At 56.5% G+C, this 19,811-nt stretch carries 18 protein-coding genes; 2 read left to right on the forward strand and 16 right to left on the reverse strand.

Going from position 1 to position 19,811, the window contains the following annotated elements:
* The first annotated feature begins 279 nt into the window (after window positions 1-279).
* Window positions 280-1,218, forward strand: coding sequence for a LysR family transcriptional regulator (locus tag Dpoa569_RS11420; RefSeq protein ID WP_042869913.1), 939 nt, complete (start codon window positions 280-282; stop codon window positions 1,216-1,218).
* Here Dpoa569_RS11420 and mdcH read toward each other — a convergent pair.
* From mdcH to Dpoa569_RS11500, 16 genes are all read right to left on the reverse strand, one after another.
* Window positions 1,202-2,110 carry a malonate decarboxylase subunit epsilon gene (gene mdcH / locus Dpoa569_RS11425; RefSeq protein WP_042869911.1) on the reverse strand — a complete coding sequence of 303 codons (909 nt, stop codon included), beginning with the start codon at window positions 2,108-2,110 and terminating at the stop codon, window positions 1,202-1,204. The genes Dpoa569_RS11420 and mdcH overlap by 17 nt on opposite strands.
* Before the next feature lies 1 nt (window position 2,111).
* Entirely contained in the window at window positions 2,112-2,729 is a 618-nt protein-coding gene (locus tag Dpoa569_RS11430) for a malonate decarboxylase holo-ACP synthase (protein ID WP_042869908.1), read from the reverse strand.
* A gap of 3 nt (window positions 2,730-2,732) precedes the next feature.
* The gene (locus Dpoa569_RS11435) at window positions 2,733-3,692 is read right to left on the reverse strand and encodes an AEC family transporter (protein ID WP_042869906.1); all 960 of its coding nucleotides are present in this window, start codon (window positions 3,690-3,692) and stop codon (window positions 2,733-2,735) included.
* A gap of 246 nt (window positions 3,693-3,938) precedes the next feature.
* A complete protein-coding gene (gene mdcE / locus Dpoa569_RS11440) occupies window positions 3,939-4,739 on the reverse strand; it encodes a biotin-independent malonate decarboxylase subunit gamma (RefSeq protein ID WP_042869905.1) in 801 nt (266 codons plus the stop codon).
* Complete coding sequence (locus Dpoa569_RS11445; RefSeq protein ID WP_042869904.1) at window positions 4,736-5,569, reverse strand: biotin-independent malonate decarboxylase subunit beta; 834 nt, start codon at window positions 5,567-5,569, stop codon at window positions 4,736-4,738. The genes mdcE and Dpoa569_RS11445 overlap by 4 nt, the downstream gene beginning before the upstream one ends.
* The gene (gene mdcC / locus Dpoa569_RS11450; RefSeq protein WP_042869903.1) at window positions 5,562-5,861 is read right to left on the reverse strand and encodes a malonate decarboxylase acyl carrier protein; all 300 of its coding nucleotides are present in this window, start codon (window positions 5,859-5,861) and stop codon (window positions 5,562-5,564) included. Before mdcC ends, Dpoa569_RS11445 begins: the two co-directional genes overlap by 8 nt.
* Window positions 5,862-5,979: 118 nt before the next feature.
* Entirely contained in the window at window positions 5,980-7,635 is a 1,656-nt protein-coding gene (mdcA, locus tag Dpoa569_RS11455) for a malonate decarboxylase subunit alpha (protein WP_042869902.1), read from the reverse strand.
* Window positions 7,636-8,048: 413 nt separating this feature from the next.
* Window positions 8,049-9,026 (reverse strand): chemotaxis protein, encoded by a 978-nt coding sequence (locus tag Dpoa569_RS11460; protein WP_042869901.1) that lies wholly within the window; start codon window positions 9,024-9,026, stop codon window positions 8,049-8,051.
* Window positions 9,027-9,885: 859 nt separating this feature from the next.
* Entirely contained in the window at window positions 9,886-10,785 is a 900-nt protein-coding gene (locus tag Dpoa569_RS11465) for an alpha/beta hydrolase (RefSeq protein ID WP_042869900.1), read from the reverse strand.
* Between the two features lie 68 nt (window positions 10,786-10,853).
* Window positions 10,854-12,644, reverse strand: a complete 1,791-nt coding sequence (locus Dpoa569_RS11470; protein ID WP_042869898.1) for an ABC transporter ATP-binding protein — start codon at window positions 12,642-12,644, stop codon at window positions 10,854-10,856.
* A gap of 3 nt (window positions 12,645-12,647) precedes the next feature.
* A complete protein-coding gene (locus Dpoa569_RS11475) occupies window positions 12,648-13,568 on the reverse strand; it encodes an ABC transporter permease (RefSeq protein ID WP_042869897.1) in 921 nt (306 codons plus the stop codon).
* Window positions 13,565-14,539, reverse strand: a complete 975-nt coding sequence (locus Dpoa569_RS11480; protein WP_042869895.1) for an ABC transporter permease — start codon at window positions 14,537-14,539, stop codon at window positions 13,565-13,567. Before Dpoa569_RS11480 ends, Dpoa569_RS11475 begins: the two co-directional genes overlap by 4 nt.
* A 28-nt stretch (window positions 14,540-14,567) precedes the next feature.
* Complete coding sequence (locus tag Dpoa569_RS11485; protein WP_042869893.1) at window positions 14,568-15,536, reverse strand: nucleoside hydrolase; 969 nt, start codon at window positions 15,534-15,536, stop codon at window positions 14,568-14,570.
* Window positions 15,533-16,486 carry a nucleoside hydrolase gene (locus Dpoa569_RS11490; protein ID WP_042873868.1) on the reverse strand — a complete coding sequence of 318 codons (954 nt, stop codon included), beginning with the start codon at window positions 16,484-16,486 and terminating at the stop codon, window positions 15,533-15,535. Before Dpoa569_RS11490 ends, Dpoa569_RS11485 begins: the two co-directional genes overlap by 4 nt.
* A 2-nt stretch (window positions 16,487-16,488) precedes the next feature.
* Entirely contained in the window at window positions 16,489-16,680 is a 192-nt protein-coding gene (locus Dpoa569_RS11495) for a hypothetical protein (protein ID WP_128569703.1), read from the reverse strand.
* A gap of 407 nt (window positions 16,681-17,087) precedes the next feature.
* Window positions 17,088-18,626 carry an ABC transporter substrate-binding protein gene (locus tag Dpoa569_RS11500; protein ID WP_042869891.1) on the reverse strand — a complete coding sequence of 513 codons (1,539 nt, stop codon included), beginning with the start codon at window positions 18,624-18,626 and terminating at the stop codon, window positions 17,088-17,090.
* A gap of 165 nt (window positions 18,627-18,791) precedes the next feature.
* On the opposite strand from Dpoa569_RS11500, the gene Dpoa569_RS11505 reads away from it, so the two are divergent.
* Window positions 18,792-19,691, forward strand: coding sequence for a LysR substrate-binding domain-containing protein (locus Dpoa569_RS11505; protein WP_042869889.1), 900 nt, complete (start codon window positions 18,792-18,794; stop codon window positions 19,689-19,691).
* Window positions 19,692-19,811: the final 120 nt, after the last annotated feature.

Here is a 19,811-nt window from a genome sequence, read left to right on the forward strand (position 1 = left end):
AGTACCCTGTCGGGCATCCACTTTTATCCTGCTTCGCTCACACCCTCAAAATAAATCATGTTTAAGTTGGTATCTCAGCGCCAAATCGGTATGCGGCATGAGGTATCTGAACGGCCACAAGCAGCCCAGTATGATTGTAGCGGACAGGATAATCCAGGCGTCAGTTGACAGACATAATACTAAAACAGCGCCTGACTCCCCTTTTGCTGCATATTACAGGTACAATTCTTATCATCTCCTCAATGACCATCCACAGCGCAACCACTCAATGAGTCCGACATGTTAAAAGACGGCGACCTCACGTTCCGCAAACTTGAAATTTTCAAGACATTCATGGAGACCGGTAATATCACCCGCACCGCTGAACTGCTTGGGCTTAGCGGCGTCAGCGTACATCGGGCGTTGCATACGCTGGAGGAAAGCGTGCGCTGTCCGCTGTTTATCCATAAGGGACGCAATCTGGTGGCGTTGCCGGCGGCTCACACACTGCTGGAATACAGTCAGGAAGCGATGTTGCTGATGAAACGAGGACTGGAGGAAACCCGCAAAACCGCAGGTGTCGGTCAGGGACGGTTACGCATCGGAACACTGTATTCGCTGACGCTGGAAACCGTGCCGCGGCTGATTATGGGCATCAAGCTGCGCCGCCCGGATCTGGAACTGGATTTAACCATGGGATCGAATCAGCGCCTGCTCGCCATGCTGGATGACCAACAACTGGACGCGATTCTCATCTCACTGTCTGACAATACTATCGACCGTAATCAACTGGAATTCCTGCCGCTGTTTGAAGACGACATCTGCCTGGCGGCGCCAGCTAGCGTGAAGCTGGATACTCATCAACCGGCGGACCTGCGTGACTTTCATCACCAGCAGTTTGTTTCGCTATCCGAAGGGTTCGCTACCTATGCCGGTTTCCAGGAAGCGTTTCACATCGCCGGGTTCGAACCGGAAATCGTCACACGGGTAGACGACATTTTCTCCATGCTGAGTCTGGTTCAGGCCGGTATCGGCTTTACCCTGATTCCCGAACGGATGAAAAAAGTATACGAGAACGATGTACAGTTGCTGAAACTGGCACCGCCCTATCAGATGCGCCAGCTTATCGCCATCGTGTTCGCCCGCAACCGCGAGCATGACCCGAATCTGCTGGCACTGGTGGCAGAAGGCCGCATGTACGCCCGTAGCCTGAACGCTGCCGCTACCCCTGTGCCCTGATCTGAGCAGCGCGGTGGACCACCACATCAATGTCGCTGTGCGCCAGAGCATACGCTTCGGCACGGTTGAACGCCTGCTTAGCCAGACAACTCAGCACGCCGCCCGGCGGCATCTCAATCGCCAGCCGGACGTCACGTTCTTCTGCCGCCACCATAGCGTCGTGCCAGCGCACCGTACGCGCCATGTTGAGCGCCAGATCGTCTGCGATGCGTTCCGGCTGCCAGATGACACGGGCGGAGCTGCCGCTCAGGTAGCTGCACTGCGCAGGCGACAGTGTAACAGAGGTCATTGCCGCCGCCAGTTGTCTGGCGGGTACATCCAACAGCGCACAATGCGACGGCACACTAACCTGCAAGCGCTGCACCCGACTGGCACCTAGCTGTAACGCCTGTTCCGCTACCTGCGCCATACTTTCATCACTGCCTGCAATCACGATTTGTCGTTCAGCGTTTAGATTGGCGATATATGCGCCACTGCTTATCAGCAACGCCTCTACTTGCGACTGACTCAGCCCCATGATGGCGGTAAGACCATATCCTTGCGGATACGCCTGCTCCATCAGGTCGCCGCGCAACGCCACCAGACGTAACGCATCATCAAAGCGCAATACCCCGGCGACCACCGCTGCCGGAAACGCGCCAATCGACAAGCCGCTGACCATATCCGGCATCAGACCGCGCGCCATTAGCGCTCTGGCCCAGGCAACGCCCGTTATCAGCAGGCACAGTTGTACCGCACGGGTATGACGCAGTGCCTGCGGACTATCCAGTTGGTAAACCTCATCTCCCAGCACGTCAGCCGCTTCATCCAACACGCAAGAATCGGCAGGCAACTGCTGCAACATCCCGGCCTGCTGCGCCCCTTGTCCAGGGAAAGTAAACAGAATCTTCATCTCACCGCTCCATTGCCCACGGATCGCTGACCCGCTGCGGGCCGTGGTCGGTTTTTAACAGCACCTGTCCGTCTCGCAGCCATTCGGCCAGTGCGAAACCACCGTTGGGAGTTTCTACTTGCGTATCGGCCCGGCATAACGGCGATGACGACAGCAGTTGTTGCCAGTGCGCCAGCGCGTCGCGGTCCAATGCCTGAGGCGCACGAATCAGCAGGTCGAGATCGCTGGCTGCATGTAGCACCGGCATTTGGGTTGCCAGCGCGTATCCCGTACCACCGATTACTCCCCATTGCCATGGCCAGCACTGCTGCGCCAGTTGAATAGCGACCTGCACCGGCGGCTGGGATACAAACGGCGAATGCAATAACGACGACAGGCCGCACAGCATTTCCGGCGTCACCACCCGAACAATGCATTCTGCCCTCACCCACCCGCCAGCGCGCTGGTCACGGCGCAGGCCGCGCACCCCGACCGGAATGCGTCCGGTCGGGTCAACGTCGCGCCGCACTACCACCGGCAAAGCCGGCTGCCATTGGCTGTCCACCCAGGGCACATCGATATCCTCCAGCGCTCCTCGGGACGCCAGCCATAACAGATCATGCGGACGTGTCGTTACCATGGTTTACATTCCTGAGGTCAATGTAATAAACAGCGGCAGTGACAGGATACAGAGTACTGAACTTAACAGCAGCACTGCTTCTGCATCCGGCGACTGCACGCCAAACCGGTTACCGAAAACCACACCGAAAAAACCGGCTGACAGTGCAATCATCAGAATCGCGGTGATTGCGACCGAACCGTGCAGCCCTAAAACCAGCACCACAGCCCACGCCAGCGCCGGTTGAATCAACAACTTGGCTAACACCGCGGTAGTGACCATCGGGTTGATTTTCAGCTGACGCGCCGAGAGGATCACCCCGGTCAGGAACAGCGCGGCAGCGGTGGCGGCCAGCCCCAACGGTTTGATCGCCGCCAGCAGCAATTCCGGCATACGAATACCAATGGCGGACAGTACCACACCCAGCAACGGCCCCAGCACAATCGGTTTTTTCAGCGAACGCCACATCAATACCGGCAACATCGAAAGCGTAGAGTGCTGGCTGCCGCCAGATGCACGCGCCTTTTCACGCTCCAGAATCAGCAGGCAAAACGGCGTCATCAATACCGAACCACAGGCAATAGAAACCGCCACTGACAGTGATGTCGATGAGCCATCGCCCAATACGCTGCCGAGGATTGGCAAACCGAGAGCCGCGTAGTTGGGCAGCGCCACAGTGAGCGTCAGCACCGCGGCATCCTGCGGTGTTTTATGAAACACCTTAACAGCCAGAAAATAGATAGCGGCATAGGTTATCCACATCGCCAGCGTCAGCACCACGATCAGCGGCGACTGTTGGGCAATGCCGGCCCAGGGTGTTTGCACTGTGGCGCTAAACAGCGCCGCCGGCAGCGCAAAATCCATGACGAAAATGTTGAGTAGCGCAACGTTCTTGTTATCCACCAATTTGGCTTTGCCAGCCCAAAATCCCAACAGCATGATGATAAAAATCGGCGCAAGGGCATGAACAATTACATAAGTCATATCGTATTCACCTGTAATAAAAGAGTATCAGTTCCAGCGCGATGGTTTGGCTTGTGTCCCGCATCATTGCCGGTACAACGCCGTTTTTTTCAGACAACCGTTTTTTCAGACAAAAGGGGTCTGCAGGCGCTTCCTGTAGCGCCTGATCCGGTTATCTGGCAGGTCTCTTTATTGGCTTACCGAAATAGGTGGCCGCCGCGGATGAACACGCCGACCACCAATGTGTGACTTACCCGCGAACGCGGCTTACCACTGCGCGCGCATCCGCTCACGCACGTGCGAAGAGCTGCGGCGGTTGTCCGCGCCCAGTCGCACTTTCAGCGATGAGTCGCGGCGGGCATCGGTCACCGCCTGTTGTAATGCGGCTGTGACCTGAGCCAGCTCGTCGGCGGACGGCGCATCCGGATTGCCGATATCCAACAGCGTCGCCAGTAATCCCAGTGTGGCGTAGTTGCGAATGTCATACGCCATCGGTGGAATTGTGGCGGCCAGCTTTTCCAGGTCTTCCACACTTCTGAGCGTGATACGTGCCGCAGACGCTTTGCCCATGGCGTGAATCTGTACTTCTGGGTCATTGAAGGCGATCAGCCGGTTGGCCTGATAACCGTGGGCCAGAAACGCGCCGGACATTGCCTTACCGACAATCAGCCCGATAACCGGGTGACCGGCAAGACGCGCCTGGGCGTAAGCCCCTGCCGACGCCGCCAGCGCCTGATGGATACCGAATGCCTCTTCCCGGCGGCCATACGCCTGACTGGGTACATCGATAACCGCCACAATAGGCCGTTTCTTATCGCTATTGCAGTCCGCCGCCAGCGTCTCATGCACCACCTTCGCCAGTGTCCAGCCCTCCAGCAGCCCCACTTCACCCTTTACCGCACGCGGGTAGTGGTTATTCGTATCTGGAACCACAGCAATAAAACGCACCTGTTCACCGGCGAGACTGCCGTCAGCTACCTGTACCGACGGGCACAATCCGGTCAGTCGCGGTTTTCCGGGTGCCAGCGCGTCCAGCCATAGCGCGCCACGATGTGCTACCTGACTCATAGGTTTACCTCCCCGAAAAGCTGTTGGATCTGTTGCGTGTCGGCCTGTACTTGTGTATCAGCGTTAGTAAGCCGCGCCAGATACCATGCATAGTTATCCGAACGGTGTTGCGCCGGTACGCCGCTGGCGAGCGCGTCATTCACCGCCTGTTTGACCGCGTTCACGCCGTCAGCCACCAGACTGTCAGCCAGGCCGCTGCGGTAACGGATTTCCCCGCCGGTCATGCTCCAGATAAACGGGCGGTCACGCGAGTCGTACTCGGCAATACCCGCTTCCTGTTCAATCACCTGCGGCCCGTTAAGGCCAAGACGCGCTTCGCGGGTAACGATCAGATGGCTGCACAGCGCAGCGGCTATCGACATACCGCCAAAGCAGCCCACCGTACCGGCGATGATGCCAATAACCGGCGTATAACGACGCAGGTCAACAATAGCGGCATGGATATCGGCAATCGCCGCCAGTCCCAGATTGGCTTCCTGTAAACGGACGCCACCGGTTTCCAGGCACAGAATCGCCTGCGTCGGAATACCGTTACGTTGGTCTTCTGCGGCCAGCTCCAGCGCAGCGGCCATCTTAGCCCCGGAGACTTCACCCATACTGCCGCCCTGAAACGCCCCTTCAATGGCGATCACCACCGTCGGTTTGCCCTGTAGCGTACCTTTCGCCACCACCATGCCGTCGTCAGACTGCACCACAATCCCCTGAGGTCCCAGCCACGGAGACACGATGCCGTCAAACGGGCCGAGCAATTCGCGGTAGCTGCCCTCATCCAGCAAGGCGTGAGCGCGCTCCCGCGCTTTAAGCTCGATAAAACTGTGGTCGTCACGCATAGCTCACCCCTTCAAAAACCTGTTCAATACGGATGCGTGCCACACCCGGCGTGGCGCCAAAATCATGAATCGTCATGGTGCCGGCAGTCAGGCTGCCGAGCGTACTTAACCGGGAAAACAGCGCCTGCCAACGCGCCCGGCTGTTATCCACCGACGTAGTGATGTCGATGGTGAGCGTCTGTCCGGCGTCTGCTATCAGCAGCACTTCCATATCACCGGAGCCCACCACCCCCGCCAGTGCGTTGCCGCTGGCCGGGCGAGTCGCCGGGAATGACAATGTAATCTGTTCCATAACACCCTCTTAATCGTATAAAGATGGCTGTGCGATGCTATCAGGCAATAGCGTGGCGGCCAGCAGGTCGGCCTGCTATTGCGAGAACCCGTATGCATCGGGCTGTCTGCGGTTCTATTTACCAGCTCCGGAATTTCGCCGGCGGGTTGTACAGGCCGCCCGACCATTCCACCAGGTCAGCCACGCTGCCGGCTGCCAGCAGTGAACGGGTCGCCTCCGTACGGCGAATCCCCAAATCTTCCGGGTAGGCCACTTTGCCGCTACGGCGGAATTCCGCTACGCGCTGCGCATCCACCCCCAACCCGATGTCGGTAATCCCCGCTACCGCCGCTACCATCGCCCGGCGCTCCTCCAGACTGTTGGCGCGATAAAGGTAGGCAATCCCCTCTTCCGTCAGCACATGGGTAACGTCGTCGCCATAAATCATCACCGGCGCCAGCGGCATACCCGCGGCTTTAGCGACGTCCACGGCATCAAGTTTTTCTACAAAGGTCGGTTTGACGCCGGCCTGGAAGGTTTCCACCATTTGCACCACCAGCTTGCGCCCGCGCTGCATCGGGTCGGGTTCGTTAATCATCGCCAGCCATGCGGGCGTCGCGTGGCGACGGCCATGCGGGTCATGCCCCATGTTGGGCGCGCCGCCGAATCCGGCCAGGCGGCCTTTGGTAACAGTGGATGAGTTGCCCAATCCATCGACCTGCAATGTCGAACCGATAAACATGTCCACAGCGTACTGCCCTGCCAGTTGGCAAAAGGCGCGGTTGGAGCGCATGGAACCATCGGCGCCGGTGAAGAACACATCTGGCCGGGCAGCAATATAGGCTTCCATCCCCAATTCGCCGCCAAAGCAGTGGACGCTGTCAACCCAGCCGCTTTCAATCGCCGGAATCAGGGTGGGATGGGGGTTGAGGGTCCAGTGTTTACAAATTTTGCCTTTCAGCCCCAGACGCTCGCCATAGGTCGGCAGCAACAGCTCAATCGCCGCGGTATTAAAACCAATACCGTGGTTGAGCGACTGCACCTGATGTTCAGCATAGATACCCTTGATGGCCATCATCGCCATCAGAATGTGCTCTTGTTTGATCAGTCGCGGATCGCGGGTGAACAGCGGCTCGATAAAGAACGGCTTGTCGGCGACAACCACATAATCAATCCAGGAACCGGGGATATCGACGCGCGGCAGATCCGTTTCATCGTCTACCAGTTCATTGACCTGAGCGATGACGATACCGTCATGGAACGCCGCAGCTTCAACCAGCGCCGGCGTATCTTCGGTACTGGGACCGGTGTACAGGTTGCCTTTGCGGTCGGCTTTATAACCTGCCACCAGCGCCACATTCGGGATCAAGTCAACATACAGGCGGGAATAGAGTTCGATATAGGTATGGATAGCGCCGATTTCCAACGCGCCGTCCTCCAGCAACTGCGAAATACGCAGGCTCTGCGTACCTGAGAAGGATAAATCGAGTTTATGGGCGATGCCTTTCTCAAAAATGTCCAGATGCTCGCTGCGCCCAACGCTCGGCATGATCATATGTAAATCATGCACCACCTGCGGATTAACCTCTGCCAGCGAGCGGGAGAGAAAATCAGCCTGCTTCTGGTTATTGCCTTCCAGCACAACCTTATCGCCGGGAGCGATCAATTTTTCCAGCATAGCGGCAAGATGTTCGGTAGGAAGCACCTTGCCCGCAACGGGTATCAGCGCCTTACGACGTTGTTTTTCACTGCGGCGCGTATTCCAGACTCGCGATGACGTTTGCCCAGACAACATTATTAACCTCCTGATTCAGCTAATCATTTTGATTTGCTTTGGTCTGGTTAAAGTATGTTCTCCGCGCAATACCGCTTCAATCAAGCAAGCATCGCAATCATTAGCTTTAGAGTAAAGATAAGTGGCACGCCATAGCGGATTACCGCGCCAGCACGCTTTCGCCCACGGTTTTTCTTATCAACCCCATGTGGCGCGAATGTGATCGACACCGCGCTTTTAACCGAAGACACGTTCAGTTTGCAGGATACTTACAGCAGCACGGGTCGAGAAGGAAACAAACTGTGTGGACAGCAAGGAAAAATCGCAGGGATGATGACGAAGAATATCACCCGGAGGACACGCCGCCTGAGGTGAGGCATGTTTATCGGCCCCGTTGCGCAAAAGCAGTCCGGGGCCACGTAGAACCCGTTACATTATCTGGCCGATGCAGGTTTCACGCGATCCACTACTTTGTGAATCGCGGCGGCCAGTTCATTGATTTCGAATTTCGCTACATACGAATCAGCGCCCACATTGCGTACGTGGTCTTCGTTAGCGGTACCGGACAGCGAAGAGTGGATAATGACCGGAATACTCTTGAGCGCCTCATCACGTTTGATATTACGCGTCAGCGTAAAACCATCCATTTCCGGCATTTCCAGGTCAGTCAGCACAAAAGCAATCTTATCCGAAATAGGCCGAGCTTCCGCCTGCGCTTCCTGCTGCAACGTTTTGATTCTGTTCCAGGCTTCCAGCCCGGTGATATGCATCATGTACGGAATATTCATCACCTTCAGCCCCGTTTCGAGCATCGTTCGCGCGACTTTGGAGTCTTCAGCCACAATCGCCACCGCGCCGGGCTTCAGATGGAAGGTTTTGTCTTCAACGCTTTCAATCTTAATTTCACGCTCAGTTGGAATAATGTCGTGCAGAATCTGCTCCACATCCAACACCAGCGCCAGACGATTGCTCGACGGATCGCTGTCCAGACGCGCAATACTGGTGATATAAGTATTACTTACCCCTGCTTCCGCCGTATTTACCTGACTCCACTCAAGACGAACGATGTCATCAACGGACTCAACCGCAAAAGCCTGGGTGCTGCGTGCATATTCCGTCACCAGCAGGATGTTGCGCCCGGTACTCGCCGCACACCCTACCACCGCCGGAAGATCGATAACGGGAATAATCTGCCCGCGAATATTAATCATACCAAGCATCGGTGGTGTCATACCCGCAGCCTTGGTCAAGGTTGGCATCGGAACGATTTCACGAAGCTTGAACACATTGATACCGAACAGCTCGGATGGCCCTTCACCGGTGGCCGACCCCAAACGGAACAATAACAATTCAAACTTGTTGGACGAGGTAAGATTAGTTCTCTCCTCAATCTCTTTTTGAAATTTATCCATTCTGTCCTCAATGCAAATAATTATTAATGTAATGGTTACAAGGCAACATCGGTAATACAGGCAAATCAGGCTGAACCCTCAACCCCACACTCTACGCGATTGCTGGCGCGTTCCAAATAACGCTTACTTCTTATACTTATACACCATCAAAAAGAAAAATATGTGTCTCACGTCATCCGTTACATATTCCTATTTTGAAAAAGTGTAGACCATCGGTCATTTCTCCACCACCTTCCTGCAACAATTGCTCTTGACCTTGTGATAGCCGATGGATTGCGATGAAAACAGATGTTACTGGTATGAATGGTAAGCCTTATCCAGTCTGACGGAACATCACCGTCATGACGGACAAATCAACAAAAATCACACGCTATTCGTATCGTCACACAGAAGCGGTTGATCAATGTGATACATAACATCAGCAACTGAGATCGATTATTAAGGAACATCATCCGTATTAATCGGGTAAAAAGCAGCCTTATTCGCATTCATATCAATAATCACAACAAAAAATGTAACCAAGAGAAAAAATACCCCGGTGACATCCATGCCATCGTTGTTATTAATATAAATAAGTTATAACTAATAAACGCCAAAGCACAGGATTTAACAAAAGCCCTCACTAGAAAGATATCAGAGAATAATACCTTGGTTGATTATCCGCGCGCTCTCGCACTCGCCATCAGTACCTCAAATTAATTCTGATTGCAGATTATCGGCTTTATTTTTTACGTAGATTCGCCCCTGCCAGGCCACAGCCCAACGCGTCAACTCGGCTCCCGACAGAGTAAATACCACTACTATTGAGTTTTATATGGCTTGCTGGTTTTCTGTCTCATGACCGCCTGACATCGACACGTTATTGACGCAGCCAGTTCAGGTAGGTTGACGGCCAGGCTGCAACCGGCGTACCTGGCTCACCCAGCCCAAAACCGTGTCCGCCGACCGGGTAACGCCGCATCTCCACCGGCACCTGCACTCGCTGACAAGCCTGCGCCATGATCAACGTATTATGCGGATCGGACACCATATCATCTTCCGCCTGCACCAAAAAAAACCGCGGCGAGCGCCGCGATACATACGATTGCACCGACCATTCGGCTTCCGCCGCCGGCGTGGCATCTCGTCCCACCAGGACCCGGTGGGTGGCGGTATGCTGATAGGGTTTTTCCAGCGTAATCACCGGGTAGATCAGTGCAGCATGGTCAGCCTGCATCGGCAGAGTATCAAGTTTATCCCGCGGCGTATAAGCAGGGTCATGTCTGAGCGCCGCCATCCCCAACAGATGCCCACCTGCCGAAAACCCCAGCACGCCGACTCGTTGTTCACGGTGGCGAATCAACCGCAATGCGCGCTGTGCATCCTGCAACGCCACACGATTGCCGTCATGCCAACCTTCGCCGGGCAGGCGATACGCCAGCACATACGCCGTATAACCTTGCGACATCAGCCAGGTCGCTGCCGGCCAGGCTTCTTTACCCATTTCGATGCGCTGATAACCGCCGCCAGCCGCCACCAGTATGGCCTGCCCGTTAGGCTTTTCCGGCGAAAACACCTCAAGATAAGGAGCAACGATCTGACTGAGCGCGCCTCTGGCGCTCAACCGCGCCGCGCCGCCCGGTCCGCCGCCGCCCGGCGGCGCGCCATCCCACAGCCAGATGCGTGGGCGTGGCGTCGGCAATGGCGGGCCCAGCACGCGCCCGACAGTCAGGGCCACAGCAGTTGCCGAAATAGCGGCAAGAAAACCTCTGCGATTCATGCTGACCACCTCTGTTATACCAATGGATACCCTCATGGTTCAGGATATGTCTTCATGGCCTTTCTGATTCAGGATAATAGCACCAGATGGCCGTCGCCGACCTGCTGATACCGGCGCTCCGGCGGCTGATACCCCACCGGACGCAGTGGGCTGTGCAGGTCATCCGCCTGCATTGACCGGAGAACGCGTTTTTCCGGGTCAGGCACCGGCACGGCGGCCAACAAGCGGCGGGTGTACGGGTGCTGCGGGTGGTTGAATACCGCCTGACGTGGGCCGATCTCCACAATTTCCCCCTGATACATCACCGCCACCCGATGACTGATGCGCTCTACCACCGCCATATCGTGAGAAATAAACAAATAAGCCAATCCCAGTTGTTGTTGCAGGTCGAGCAGCAGATTGACGATTTGCGCTTTGACGGTCATATCCAGCGCAGAAACCGCTTCGTCGGCGATGATTACCTGCGGATTGAGCGCCAGCGCCCGCGCGATGCATAATCGCTGCCGCTGTCCGCCGGAAAACTGGTGCGGATAACGCTCCGCCATGTCGGCCTGCAATCCCACCTTTTCCAGCAGTTCCGCCACTTTTTGCGGTGCCTGTCGCGCAGACGCCAAACCGTGGCTGATCATCGGTTCGGCAATCGCGCTGCCCACAGTCAACCGCGGGTTGAGGCTGTCGTACGGGTCCTGAAAAATCATCTGTGCCCGCATCCGCAACCCGGCCAGCGCTGGTTTATCGGCGGTCAGCATATTCTCGCCGCACAGCGACACCGCACCGCCATTCGGTTCCAGTAGTCGTAAGATGGCGCGCCCGGTGGTGGATTTGCCACAGCCGGACTCGCCCACCAGCGATAACGTTTCTCCCGCTTGCAGGCTGAACGAGACGTTTTCCACCGCGTGCACCCGCCCAGTCACCCGCCGTAGCCAGCCGCTTTTCACCTCAAAACGTTTGACCAGACTGCGTACCGCCAGCACCGGCTCTCCCGGTATCACCGTATCTGCCAGCGGTTCGCTGGCCGCTGCCTGCCCAAACAACGCGAACCGTTGCGGCAAGGGGGTATCAGCCATGTCGCCCAACCGCGGCACGGCGGAAAACAGCGTCTTGCTGTACGCATGTTGCGGCGCGCGAAATAACTGCCGAGTATCCGCCATTTCTACGCCTGCGCCGCGATACATCACCATGGTGCGGTCTGCCACTTCCGCTACCACCCCCATGTCGTGGGTGATAAACAGAATCGACATGCCTTCCTCATCCTGCAATGTTTTGATAAGCGAGAGAATTTGCGCCTGAATGGTAACATCCAGCGCCGTAGTAGGCTCATCAACAATCAATAAGCGAGGATTGCAGGCCAGCGCAATGGCGATCACCACCCGCTGGCGCATACCGCCGGAAAAGCTGTGCGGGTATTCGTTCAGCCGGGATCGGGCAGCGGGAATGCGCACTTTTTCCAGCAGACGCACTGCTTGCGCCTGAGCACTGGCGTGGTCCATCCCCCGGTGACGTCGCAATACTTCGCTAATCTGTGTCCCGATTTTCAGTACCGGATTGAGACTGGTCATCGGCTCCTGAAACACCATGCCGATACGATTGCCGCGAATGTGCTGCATCTCGCGGGCAGGCAACGTCAGCAGGTCGCGGCCTTCAAACCGCACCCGACCGCTGGTCTGCACTTGCGATCCGGCCAGCAGACGCATGATGGACAATGCCGTGACGCTTTTACCCGAACCGGACTCACCCACCAACGCCACGGTTTCCCGCTCGCCAATCTCAAATGACAGATCCTGCACCACCCTGAGCCACTCACCATTGACCCGAAACGCGGTGTTCAGTTGTTCAACACACAGCACCGGCTGATTCACGCCTCACTCCTCTTGTCTGGTATTCAGCGCATCACGCAAGGCATCACCGATCAGGTTGATCGCCACAATCAGCAACAGCAGCATCACGCCGGGGAACAGGCTGATCCAGTAATCGCCGGACAGCAGATAGTCAAAGCCGTTGGCAATCAGCAACCCCAGCGACGGTTCGGTCACCGGCAAGCCAATGCCGAGAAACGACAGCGTTGCCTCCAGCATGATGGCGTAAGCAATACGCATAGTGGCGACCACAATCAGCGGCGGCAGGCAGTTGGGCAACAGGTGGCGAAACAGAATGCGCGGCGCGGAAAACGCCATGCCGCGCGCCGCATCCACATAATTGCGGCGGCTTTCCAGCAATGCGCAAGCGCGCAGCGTACGGGCGTAATACGCCCACTGGGTGATCACCAGCGCCAGAATAATTTTGTCCACCCCCTGCCCCAGCACTGCCAGCAAGATCAGGGCGATCAGTATTGGCGGGAAGCTGAGCTGGATATCGACGATACGCATCAGCAGCGCATCGGTTTTACCGCCCAGCCAGGCGCTCGACAGGCCTGCGATCATCCCGATGAACAGCGCAACCAGCGCACTGCTGACCCCTACCATCAGGCTGGTGCGGGTGCCATACAGGATAGCGCTGAGCAAATCACGCCCCTGATCGTCGGTACCGAGCCAGTACGTCAGTCCACCCATACCGAGCGAACCCGGCGGCAGGCGGTTATCGGTGATCATCAGTTGGGTCAGGTCATACGGATTTTGCGGCGAAATCCAGGGCGCCAGCAGCGCCAGTGCCACAATCAGCGACAGTGTCATCAGCCCCAGCCGCGTCAGCCGACCATGCAACAACATCGACAAGGTACGAGCCAACGCCGAACGCGCTGCTGGCGATGTAGACGGCGTATGCACCGAGCGCTCCGTCCGGTTCATTGCCCACCTCCCAAGCGGATGCGCGGGTCCACCACCGCATACAGCACATCCACCAGCAAGTTGATCAGGCTGAACATCACCACCGTCATCATCAGGTAGGCCAAAATCACCGGGCGATCCAGCACGGCGATGGCGTCGATAATCAGCTTGCCCATCCCCGGCCAGGCGTAAATGGTTTCGGTCACCACCGCAAAGGCGATCAGCGCCCCCAGTTCCAGACCCATTACCGTAATCAGCGGGATCAGCGTGTTTTTCAGCACATGCACCAACAGGATACGGCTTTCCGACAGCCCTTTGGCGCGGGCAAAACGTACATAGTCTTGTTGCAGACACTCCCGCACGCCGGCGCGGGTCAGGCGGATAATCAGCGAAATCTTGAACAGCGCCAGATTGAGCGCCGGCAACAGCAGGTGCTGCCAGCCATCTGCCGTCAGCAGACTTAGCGGCACGCCCGCCACCGTTACGGTATCGCCACGTCCCGATGACGGCAGCCACCCCAGCTTCACGCTGAACAGCATGATCATCATCATGCCTATCCAGAAGGTCGGCAGGCTAAAGCCCAGAATCGATACCGTCATCACCGACTTCGCCGCCAGACTATCTGGCCGCAAACCGGCGAACACGCCGAGCGGAATGCCTGTCAGCAGCGACAGCAGAAACGCCACCAACGCCAGCTCCAGCGTGGCAGGCATCCGTTGCAGAATCAGGTGTAACGCCGGTTGGTTGAAAATGAAGGAATTGCCCAAATCGCCCTGCAGCGCGTGGGTAACAAACAGCAGATACTGTTGCCACAGGGTTTTATCCAGCCCGAATGCATGAATCACCGCCTCGCGCTCGGCTGGAGTAGCACTGCTACTTAGTAATAAATCCACCGGGTTGCCGACCAGATAAACGCCGGCGAAAACCAGTATCGACATGACCGCCAGCGTTAGCAGCGTTTGCAGAAAACGACTGAGTAAAAAGCGGGCCATGACGCATCCTTGTGGTTAATGATGAGGGTTAAGCGCGGCGCTCCGAGGTATTCGCCCGGCCATAGCGGCTGAGTACCTGCACCAACAGTGACAAAAATCCAGGTTCATCCACCGATTGCATCACCTGCGCATTGGGCGCCAGCGCCAGCTTGCCATAAAAATCCGCCCAGGTATGCCCGGCGGTTTCACCGGCGACGGTCACCCCGACCCGCGCTTCACGTCCGGCGAACAGCGACGGTTGCAGTAACCAGGCCACCGTCGTCGCGTCATGTACCGGGCCGCCTTCACGCCCGAAACGCGCCATGTCGCTACGATCAAACGCCCCCAGCAACCGTGCGATGGCCTGACCGGGCTGCCCTGCGTCACGCTGCAACAGGGCGATTTTCTGTTGGGTAATCAGCGCCTGAAACGTCATGTCCAGCGGCATAATCACCAGCGGGATGCCGCTGCCAAATACCCGGCTGGCGGCGTGCGGATCGGCATAGACATTAAATTCTGCCCACGGCGTCCGGTGGCCGAGCGCGGTAAACGCGCAACTCATGGTCACCACCTGGCGAATACCACGCGCGACATCCGGGTGCTGAATCAACGCCAGCGCCAGATTAGTCATCGGCCCAATAGCGCAAAAGGTTATCGGATTTTGTTCTTGCGCCGCCTGACGCGTGGTGCGAACGATAAAATCCACTGCGTGTTCCTGCCCAACCCGGCTCGCGCCCGCCGGCACCAGTTCATCGCTGAACGCGCCGATGTGGGCGTACTTGCCATAGCGTTGTGGACCAATCAGCGGCTTTTCGGCACCGGCGAATACCGGCACGTCATCACGACCAGACAGCGCCACAATCCGCCGGGCGTTCGCCAGCGTATGTTCCAGCTCCACGTTGCCTGCCACCACCGTGATGCCCAGCACCTCCAGTTCCGGCGAGGCCAGCGCCAGCCACAGCGCAATCGCATCATCCACACCAGGGTCGGTATCAATAATGATTCGCTGACCTGTCATCTTGCCGCTCCATAGACTGAAAACAGCTGACAGAATAACTGGAACACTTCATCGGCGTTAACCCCTGTGACCACATCGACATTCGCCGGCAAGCCGGATTTACCATAAATATCCATGATACTCTGTCCCATGCACAATTCACTCTGGTGCTCCACCAGCACCCGCGCCCGTTCAGTCTGGAACAGATCGGGCCGCAGCACCCAGGCGATCACCAGCGGGTCATGCAGTGGTCCACCACGTGAACCGTACCGTTTGATATCGTTACGATCCCAGAATGCCATCAGTTGTGCCAGCGGTTCACGCAACCGACCAGCATGGGCAACCAGTTCGCTGACGCGCTCTGGCGTCAGAATCACCTGATGAGTGGCGTCCAGCGGCAACAGCGTCATCGGCACCGCTTGCGAAAAGACGATATGCGCTGCGTGCGGGTCGACCAGCAGGTTAAATTCCGATGTCATGGTACGGTTGCCCAATTCGCGGCACGCACCGCCCATTGACACAATCCGCTCAATCCCTGCCACGATATCGGGCGCGATGCAAAACGCACTGGCCAGATTGGTCAGCGGACCCAGCGAACACAGTGTAATAGGCTCGCCGCGCTGCGCCGCCTCCCGGCAACGGGCAATCAGAAAATTAACCGCATGTTGTGGCTCCGCCGTTTTACGCGGCGTGGGAAAATCGCTGTCGCCCAGCCCATTTTTACCATGAAACTGGCCGTGAATTGGTTCTCGCAGCATCGGTTGCCAGCAACCAGCAAAGACGGGAATATCAGTACGATCACCTAGCTCGACTATCTGCAACGCATTGCGCAGCGTGTTGGTCAACGGCTGATTACCGTTGACCACGGTAATGCCCTGAATCGCCAGTTGCGGGGCAACAAACGCGCTCAGCAATGCCAGCGCATCGTCAATGCCGGGATCGCAATCAATAATGACAGGAAGGGGACTCACACTCACCGCACATCGACTCCTTTCAATACGCTCGTAACCAATACGCCGGCGACGCGTTGTCGGGCATGATGATTCAACCGCTGTGGCGGGGCAATGGGTTTGCCGCTCCATTCATTGAGAGTGGTGGTGTTCGTGTCGCCGATTGCTGTTGCCGATGAAACCAGATAGGGAAATACGCCAAAGAATCCGCTCATGGAGTTGCTCTGAAGGTTAAAGGCTGGGTGTCCCGCCGCGGGATGCGGCGGGACACGGCCTGATGGGAAAACCCTGGTGTTAACGTAAAAATCGCACTACCCCGTCATACTTCGAGTTTCAGGTGCGTTGGCTGCGTTACTCAGCCCATTTCATGGGCCTCGCCCCTTCGGGGCCGCTGCCAGCAGCGTTCAAATCGGCTTACGCCAATTTGTCACTCACCCCAGTCACTTACTTATGTAAGCTCCTGGGGATTCACTCGGTTGCCGCGTTACAAGGCTCGAATGAGCCTTGCCCTAAAGGGCCAATGCGCCGCGTTGTTCAACACGAGAACGTGTTGTCCTGCAACCCGAATTATTTGGGGTATCTATTTTTCATCCACCACCAGTATCAGGTGAAAAGCTCACCGTTACTGCTTGTGAACAAAATAGGGCAATGTGTAGCCGTCTGTGCGGCCTACGTAGCTATAGCCTTTTTTCATTGCCCAGGTATTGGAGAGAAACAGCAGTGGGATAACCCCTTGCTCTTTCATCGCCAATTCGGTTGCCTGCTGTAATAACGCGTCGCGTTGCTGTTCATTCAGCGTGGCGCGCGCCTGATTCAGCAGCTTGTCAAACTCGGTATTGGAATACCGTCCCCGATTCCCCTGCCCGGCATTCGGGCCAAAGGTTTCCAGCAACGGACCCAACACGCCGGAGGCCTCGCCGGTTTCAATCGCCGCACCGCCCATCACCAGACTAAATTCACGCTGTGCGGCCTTGGCAAAGTAGACGTTACCGGGCATGGTGACCACCTCGGTCTTGATGCCTGCCTGACTGAACATCTGCCCCAGCGCCTGTGCGATTTTGGCGTCGTTGGGGTAGCGATCATTCGAGGCATGGAACGTCAGGGTAAAACCGTTCGGGTAGCCTGCCGCCGCCAGTTTCTGTTTTGCCTGCGCCAGATCGTAAACCGGCGCGGGTATCCTGGCGGAATAACCCAGATAGCCCTGCGGCACCAACTGCGATGAAGGCAACCCCTGACCGTCAAGGATGCGCTGCACCAGCGCATCGCGGTTAATCGCCAGCGACATCGCCTGACGCACCTCGACTTTCCTCAGTGGATTTTTACCGTCATCGCCTTTGGCAAACGGCGACACTTCTCTGTCCTGATCCGGGTGCAGATACAGAATACGGTTACCCGGCACCGACTCCGTAACGAAAGCCTGTTGACGGGCGATAGTCGCGCGGTCCGCCGTCGGTACGCTTTCAATCATGTCCACATCACCTGCGAGCAACGCGGCGATACGGGCGCTGCTGTTCTTGATGACGCGCAGCGTCACCTTGTCCCACTGCGCCTTGCCGCCCCAATACTGGTCATTGCGGCTTAGCACCACCTTGTCATCCGGGGTGTAGGAGACAAATTTAAACGGACCGGTGCCAATCACCTCTTTCCCGCCGTTCAGTACTTCACTCGGCTGGTCGGCTAGCCGCGCCGGCAATATCGCGATACGGCTCAGGTTATTGAGCAGCAGTGCCGCCGGCCCTTTCGTTTTTATTTCTACTGTCAGCGGATTGATTTCACGAATCTCGCTGATATCCGCTACATAAGGCGTGTAAGCACTGGGGCTATTTTTCGCCGCTAACGCGACGCGTTTCACACTGGCCACCACATCCTGAGCGGTAAAATCGCTGCCATCATGAAATTTAACGTTCGGTCGCAATGTAAACTGCCAGGTCGTGTCGTCGAGAGCCTTCCAGGACACCGCCAGAGCTGGCGTAATTTGTTGTTTTTCGTTTTGGTTAACCAGCCCGTCGAATAGGTTGCGGGCCATGGCGCTGTTCGCGCCACCGACATAGAACTGCGGGTCCATCGAGGTAGTGGATGACGCCAGTCCAATTGTCAAATCTGCTGCCTGTGCCACAGGCATCAGTGCCATCAGGCCAGCAACAAACAACGTTCCTTTCATGGTTACTCCTTTAAATTCGGCTCCATCTTGTATTCAGGTTTATCACGCTTTATTCAAATCTATGACAAACTGTAACCTTGGTATGGAGTCTACGTGTTGGCTAAAATGATTAAAAATCGTATTTTGTACCGAATACATAAATAAACGTTATAGTTGGTAACATCTATGAGCCGTATCAACTTAAGGCAGGTTGAAGCATTCCATAAGGTGATTCTGACCGGCGGCATCACACAAGCCGCTAACATCATGAATATCACCCAACCCGCAGTCAGCCGGCTGATCAAGGATTTCGAGTACGCGGTTAAACTAAAACTGTTTGACAGGGATGGACGAGGACTGGAACCCCGTGAAGAAGCGCTTAAGCTTTTTCGGGAAATTGAACGGCTATATCTGGGGCTGGATCACATCCTGCGGGTAGCGGACGACATCCGTCACGCCAAAGGCAGCGTGCTGCGCATCGGTGCGGTGTCTGCCCTCGCCAATCTGTGTACTGAACGTATTTTTCCGACATTATTGAAAAAATACCCGGATGTAGCGCTTTCTATGGATGTGGAAAGTACGCTATCCATCACCGAGATGGTGCTTAGTAATCAGTACGACATCGGCTTTATCAACAGTACGCCGGCGATCAAAGGATTACAGGCTGACCTGCTGGGTTCAGCTCAGGCCGTCGCCGTCGTCGCGCCAGACCACCCGCTGGCGGAGCGCGCCATTATCACTCTTGATGACCTGAACCACCACCGCTCCATCCTGCCCGGACGCAAAACCGTGTTAAGGGAACAGCTGGCAAAGGCCATTACCGCACAAGGCGTGACACTGCAAAGCCCGATAGAAACCTCGCTGCGCCATTGTTGCGTCATGGCAAGCACTGGATTGGGGGTGGGGATCGTCGATGCGATCACCGCTCACACCAGTGAGACCAGACTCCTGATCAAACCCTTTGAACCGAATATTGATGTCGCTTATATGGCGATTTTTCCACCCCAACATGCGCGTAGCCTGCTGGTGGAAGAGGTTGTCCAGTCGATCCGCATACTGATCGGCAAGAGCGCCTCGGCCAGCTAACCCGTCTTTAGGCGTCTGTCATCAAGGCGCCATCATGTGCACGGCACAATGTAGTGAATAGGTGAATGAGTGAATGTGGCGTTACAGCCACACGCGCTATTGGCGTGTCATCACGGTATA

The organism is Dickeya poaceiphila (assembly GCF_007858975.2).
GTDB lineage: Bacteria > Pseudomonadota > Gammaproteobacteria > Enterobacterales > Enterobacteriaceae > Dickeya > Dickeya poaceiphila.

What these genes read in the sequence shown, in the direction of transcription:
- Dpoa569_RS11420 (WP_042869913.1), top strand. Translation starts at nt 280, where the DNA reads ATGTTAAAAGACGGCGACCTCACGTTCCGCAAACTTGAAATTTTCAAG.
- mdcH (WP_042869911.1), bottom strand. Translation starts at nt 2,110, where the DNA reads ATGAAGATTCTGTTTACTTTCCCTGGACAAGGGGCGCAGCAGGCCGGG.
- Dpoa569_RS11430 (WP_042869908.1), bottom strand. Translation starts at nt 2,729, where the DNA reads ATGGTAACGACACGTCCGCATGATCTGTTATGGCTGGCGTCCCGAGGA.
- Dpoa569_RS11435 (WP_042869906.1), bottom strand. Translation starts at nt 3,692, where the DNA reads ATGACTTATGTAATTGTTCATGCCCTTGCGCCGATTTTTATCATCATG.
- mdcE (WP_042869905.1), bottom strand. Translation starts at nt 4,739, where the DNA reads ATGAGTCAGGTAGCACATCGTGGCGCGCTATGGCTGGACGCGCTGGCA.
- Dpoa569_RS11445 (WP_042869904.1), bottom strand. Translation starts at nt 5,569, where the DNA reads ATGCGTGACGACCACAGTTTTATCGAGCTTAAAGCGCGGGAGCGCGCT.
- mdcC (WP_042869903.1), bottom strand. Translation starts at nt 5,861, where the DNA reads ATGGAACAGATTACATTGTCATTCCCGGCGACTCGCCCGGCCAGCGGC.
- mdcA (WP_042869902.1), bottom strand. Translation starts at nt 7,635, where the DNA reads ATGTTGTCTGGGCAAACGTCATCGCGAGTCTGGAATACGCGCCGCAGT.
- Dpoa569_RS11460 (WP_042869901.1), bottom strand. Translation starts at nt 9,026, where the DNA reads ATGGATAAATTTCAAAAAGAGATTGAGGAGAGAACTAATCTTACCTCG.
- Dpoa569_RS11465 (WP_042869900.1), bottom strand. Translation starts at nt 10,785, where the DNA reads ATGAATCGCAGAGGTTTTCTTGCCGCTATTTCGGCAACTGCTGTGGCC.
- Dpoa569_RS11475 (WP_042869897.1), bottom strand. Translation starts at nt 13,568, where the DNA reads ATGAACCGGACGGAGCGCTCGGTGCATACGCCGTCTACATCGCCAGCA.
- Dpoa569_RS11480 (WP_042869895.1), bottom strand. Translation starts at nt 14,539, where the DNA reads ATGGCCCGCTTTTTACTCAGTCGTTTTCTGCAAACGCTGCTAACGCTG.
- Dpoa569_RS11485 (WP_042869893.1), bottom strand. Translation starts at nt 15,536, where the DNA reads ATGACAGGTCAGCGAATCATTATTGATACCGACCCTGGTGTGGATGAT.
- Dpoa569_RS11495 (WP_128569703.1), bottom strand. Translation starts at nt 16,680, where the DNA reads ATGAGCGGATTCTTTGGCGTATTTCCCTATCTGGTTTCATCGGCAACA.
- Dpoa569_RS11500 (WP_042869891.1), bottom strand. Translation starts at nt 18,626, where the DNA reads ATGAAAGGAACGTTGTTTGTTGCTGGCCTGATGGCACTGATGCCTGTG.
- Dpoa569_RS11505 (WP_042869889.1), top strand. Translation starts at nt 18,792, where the DNA reads ATGAGCCGTATCAACTTAAGGCAGGTTGAAGCATTCCATAAGGTGATT.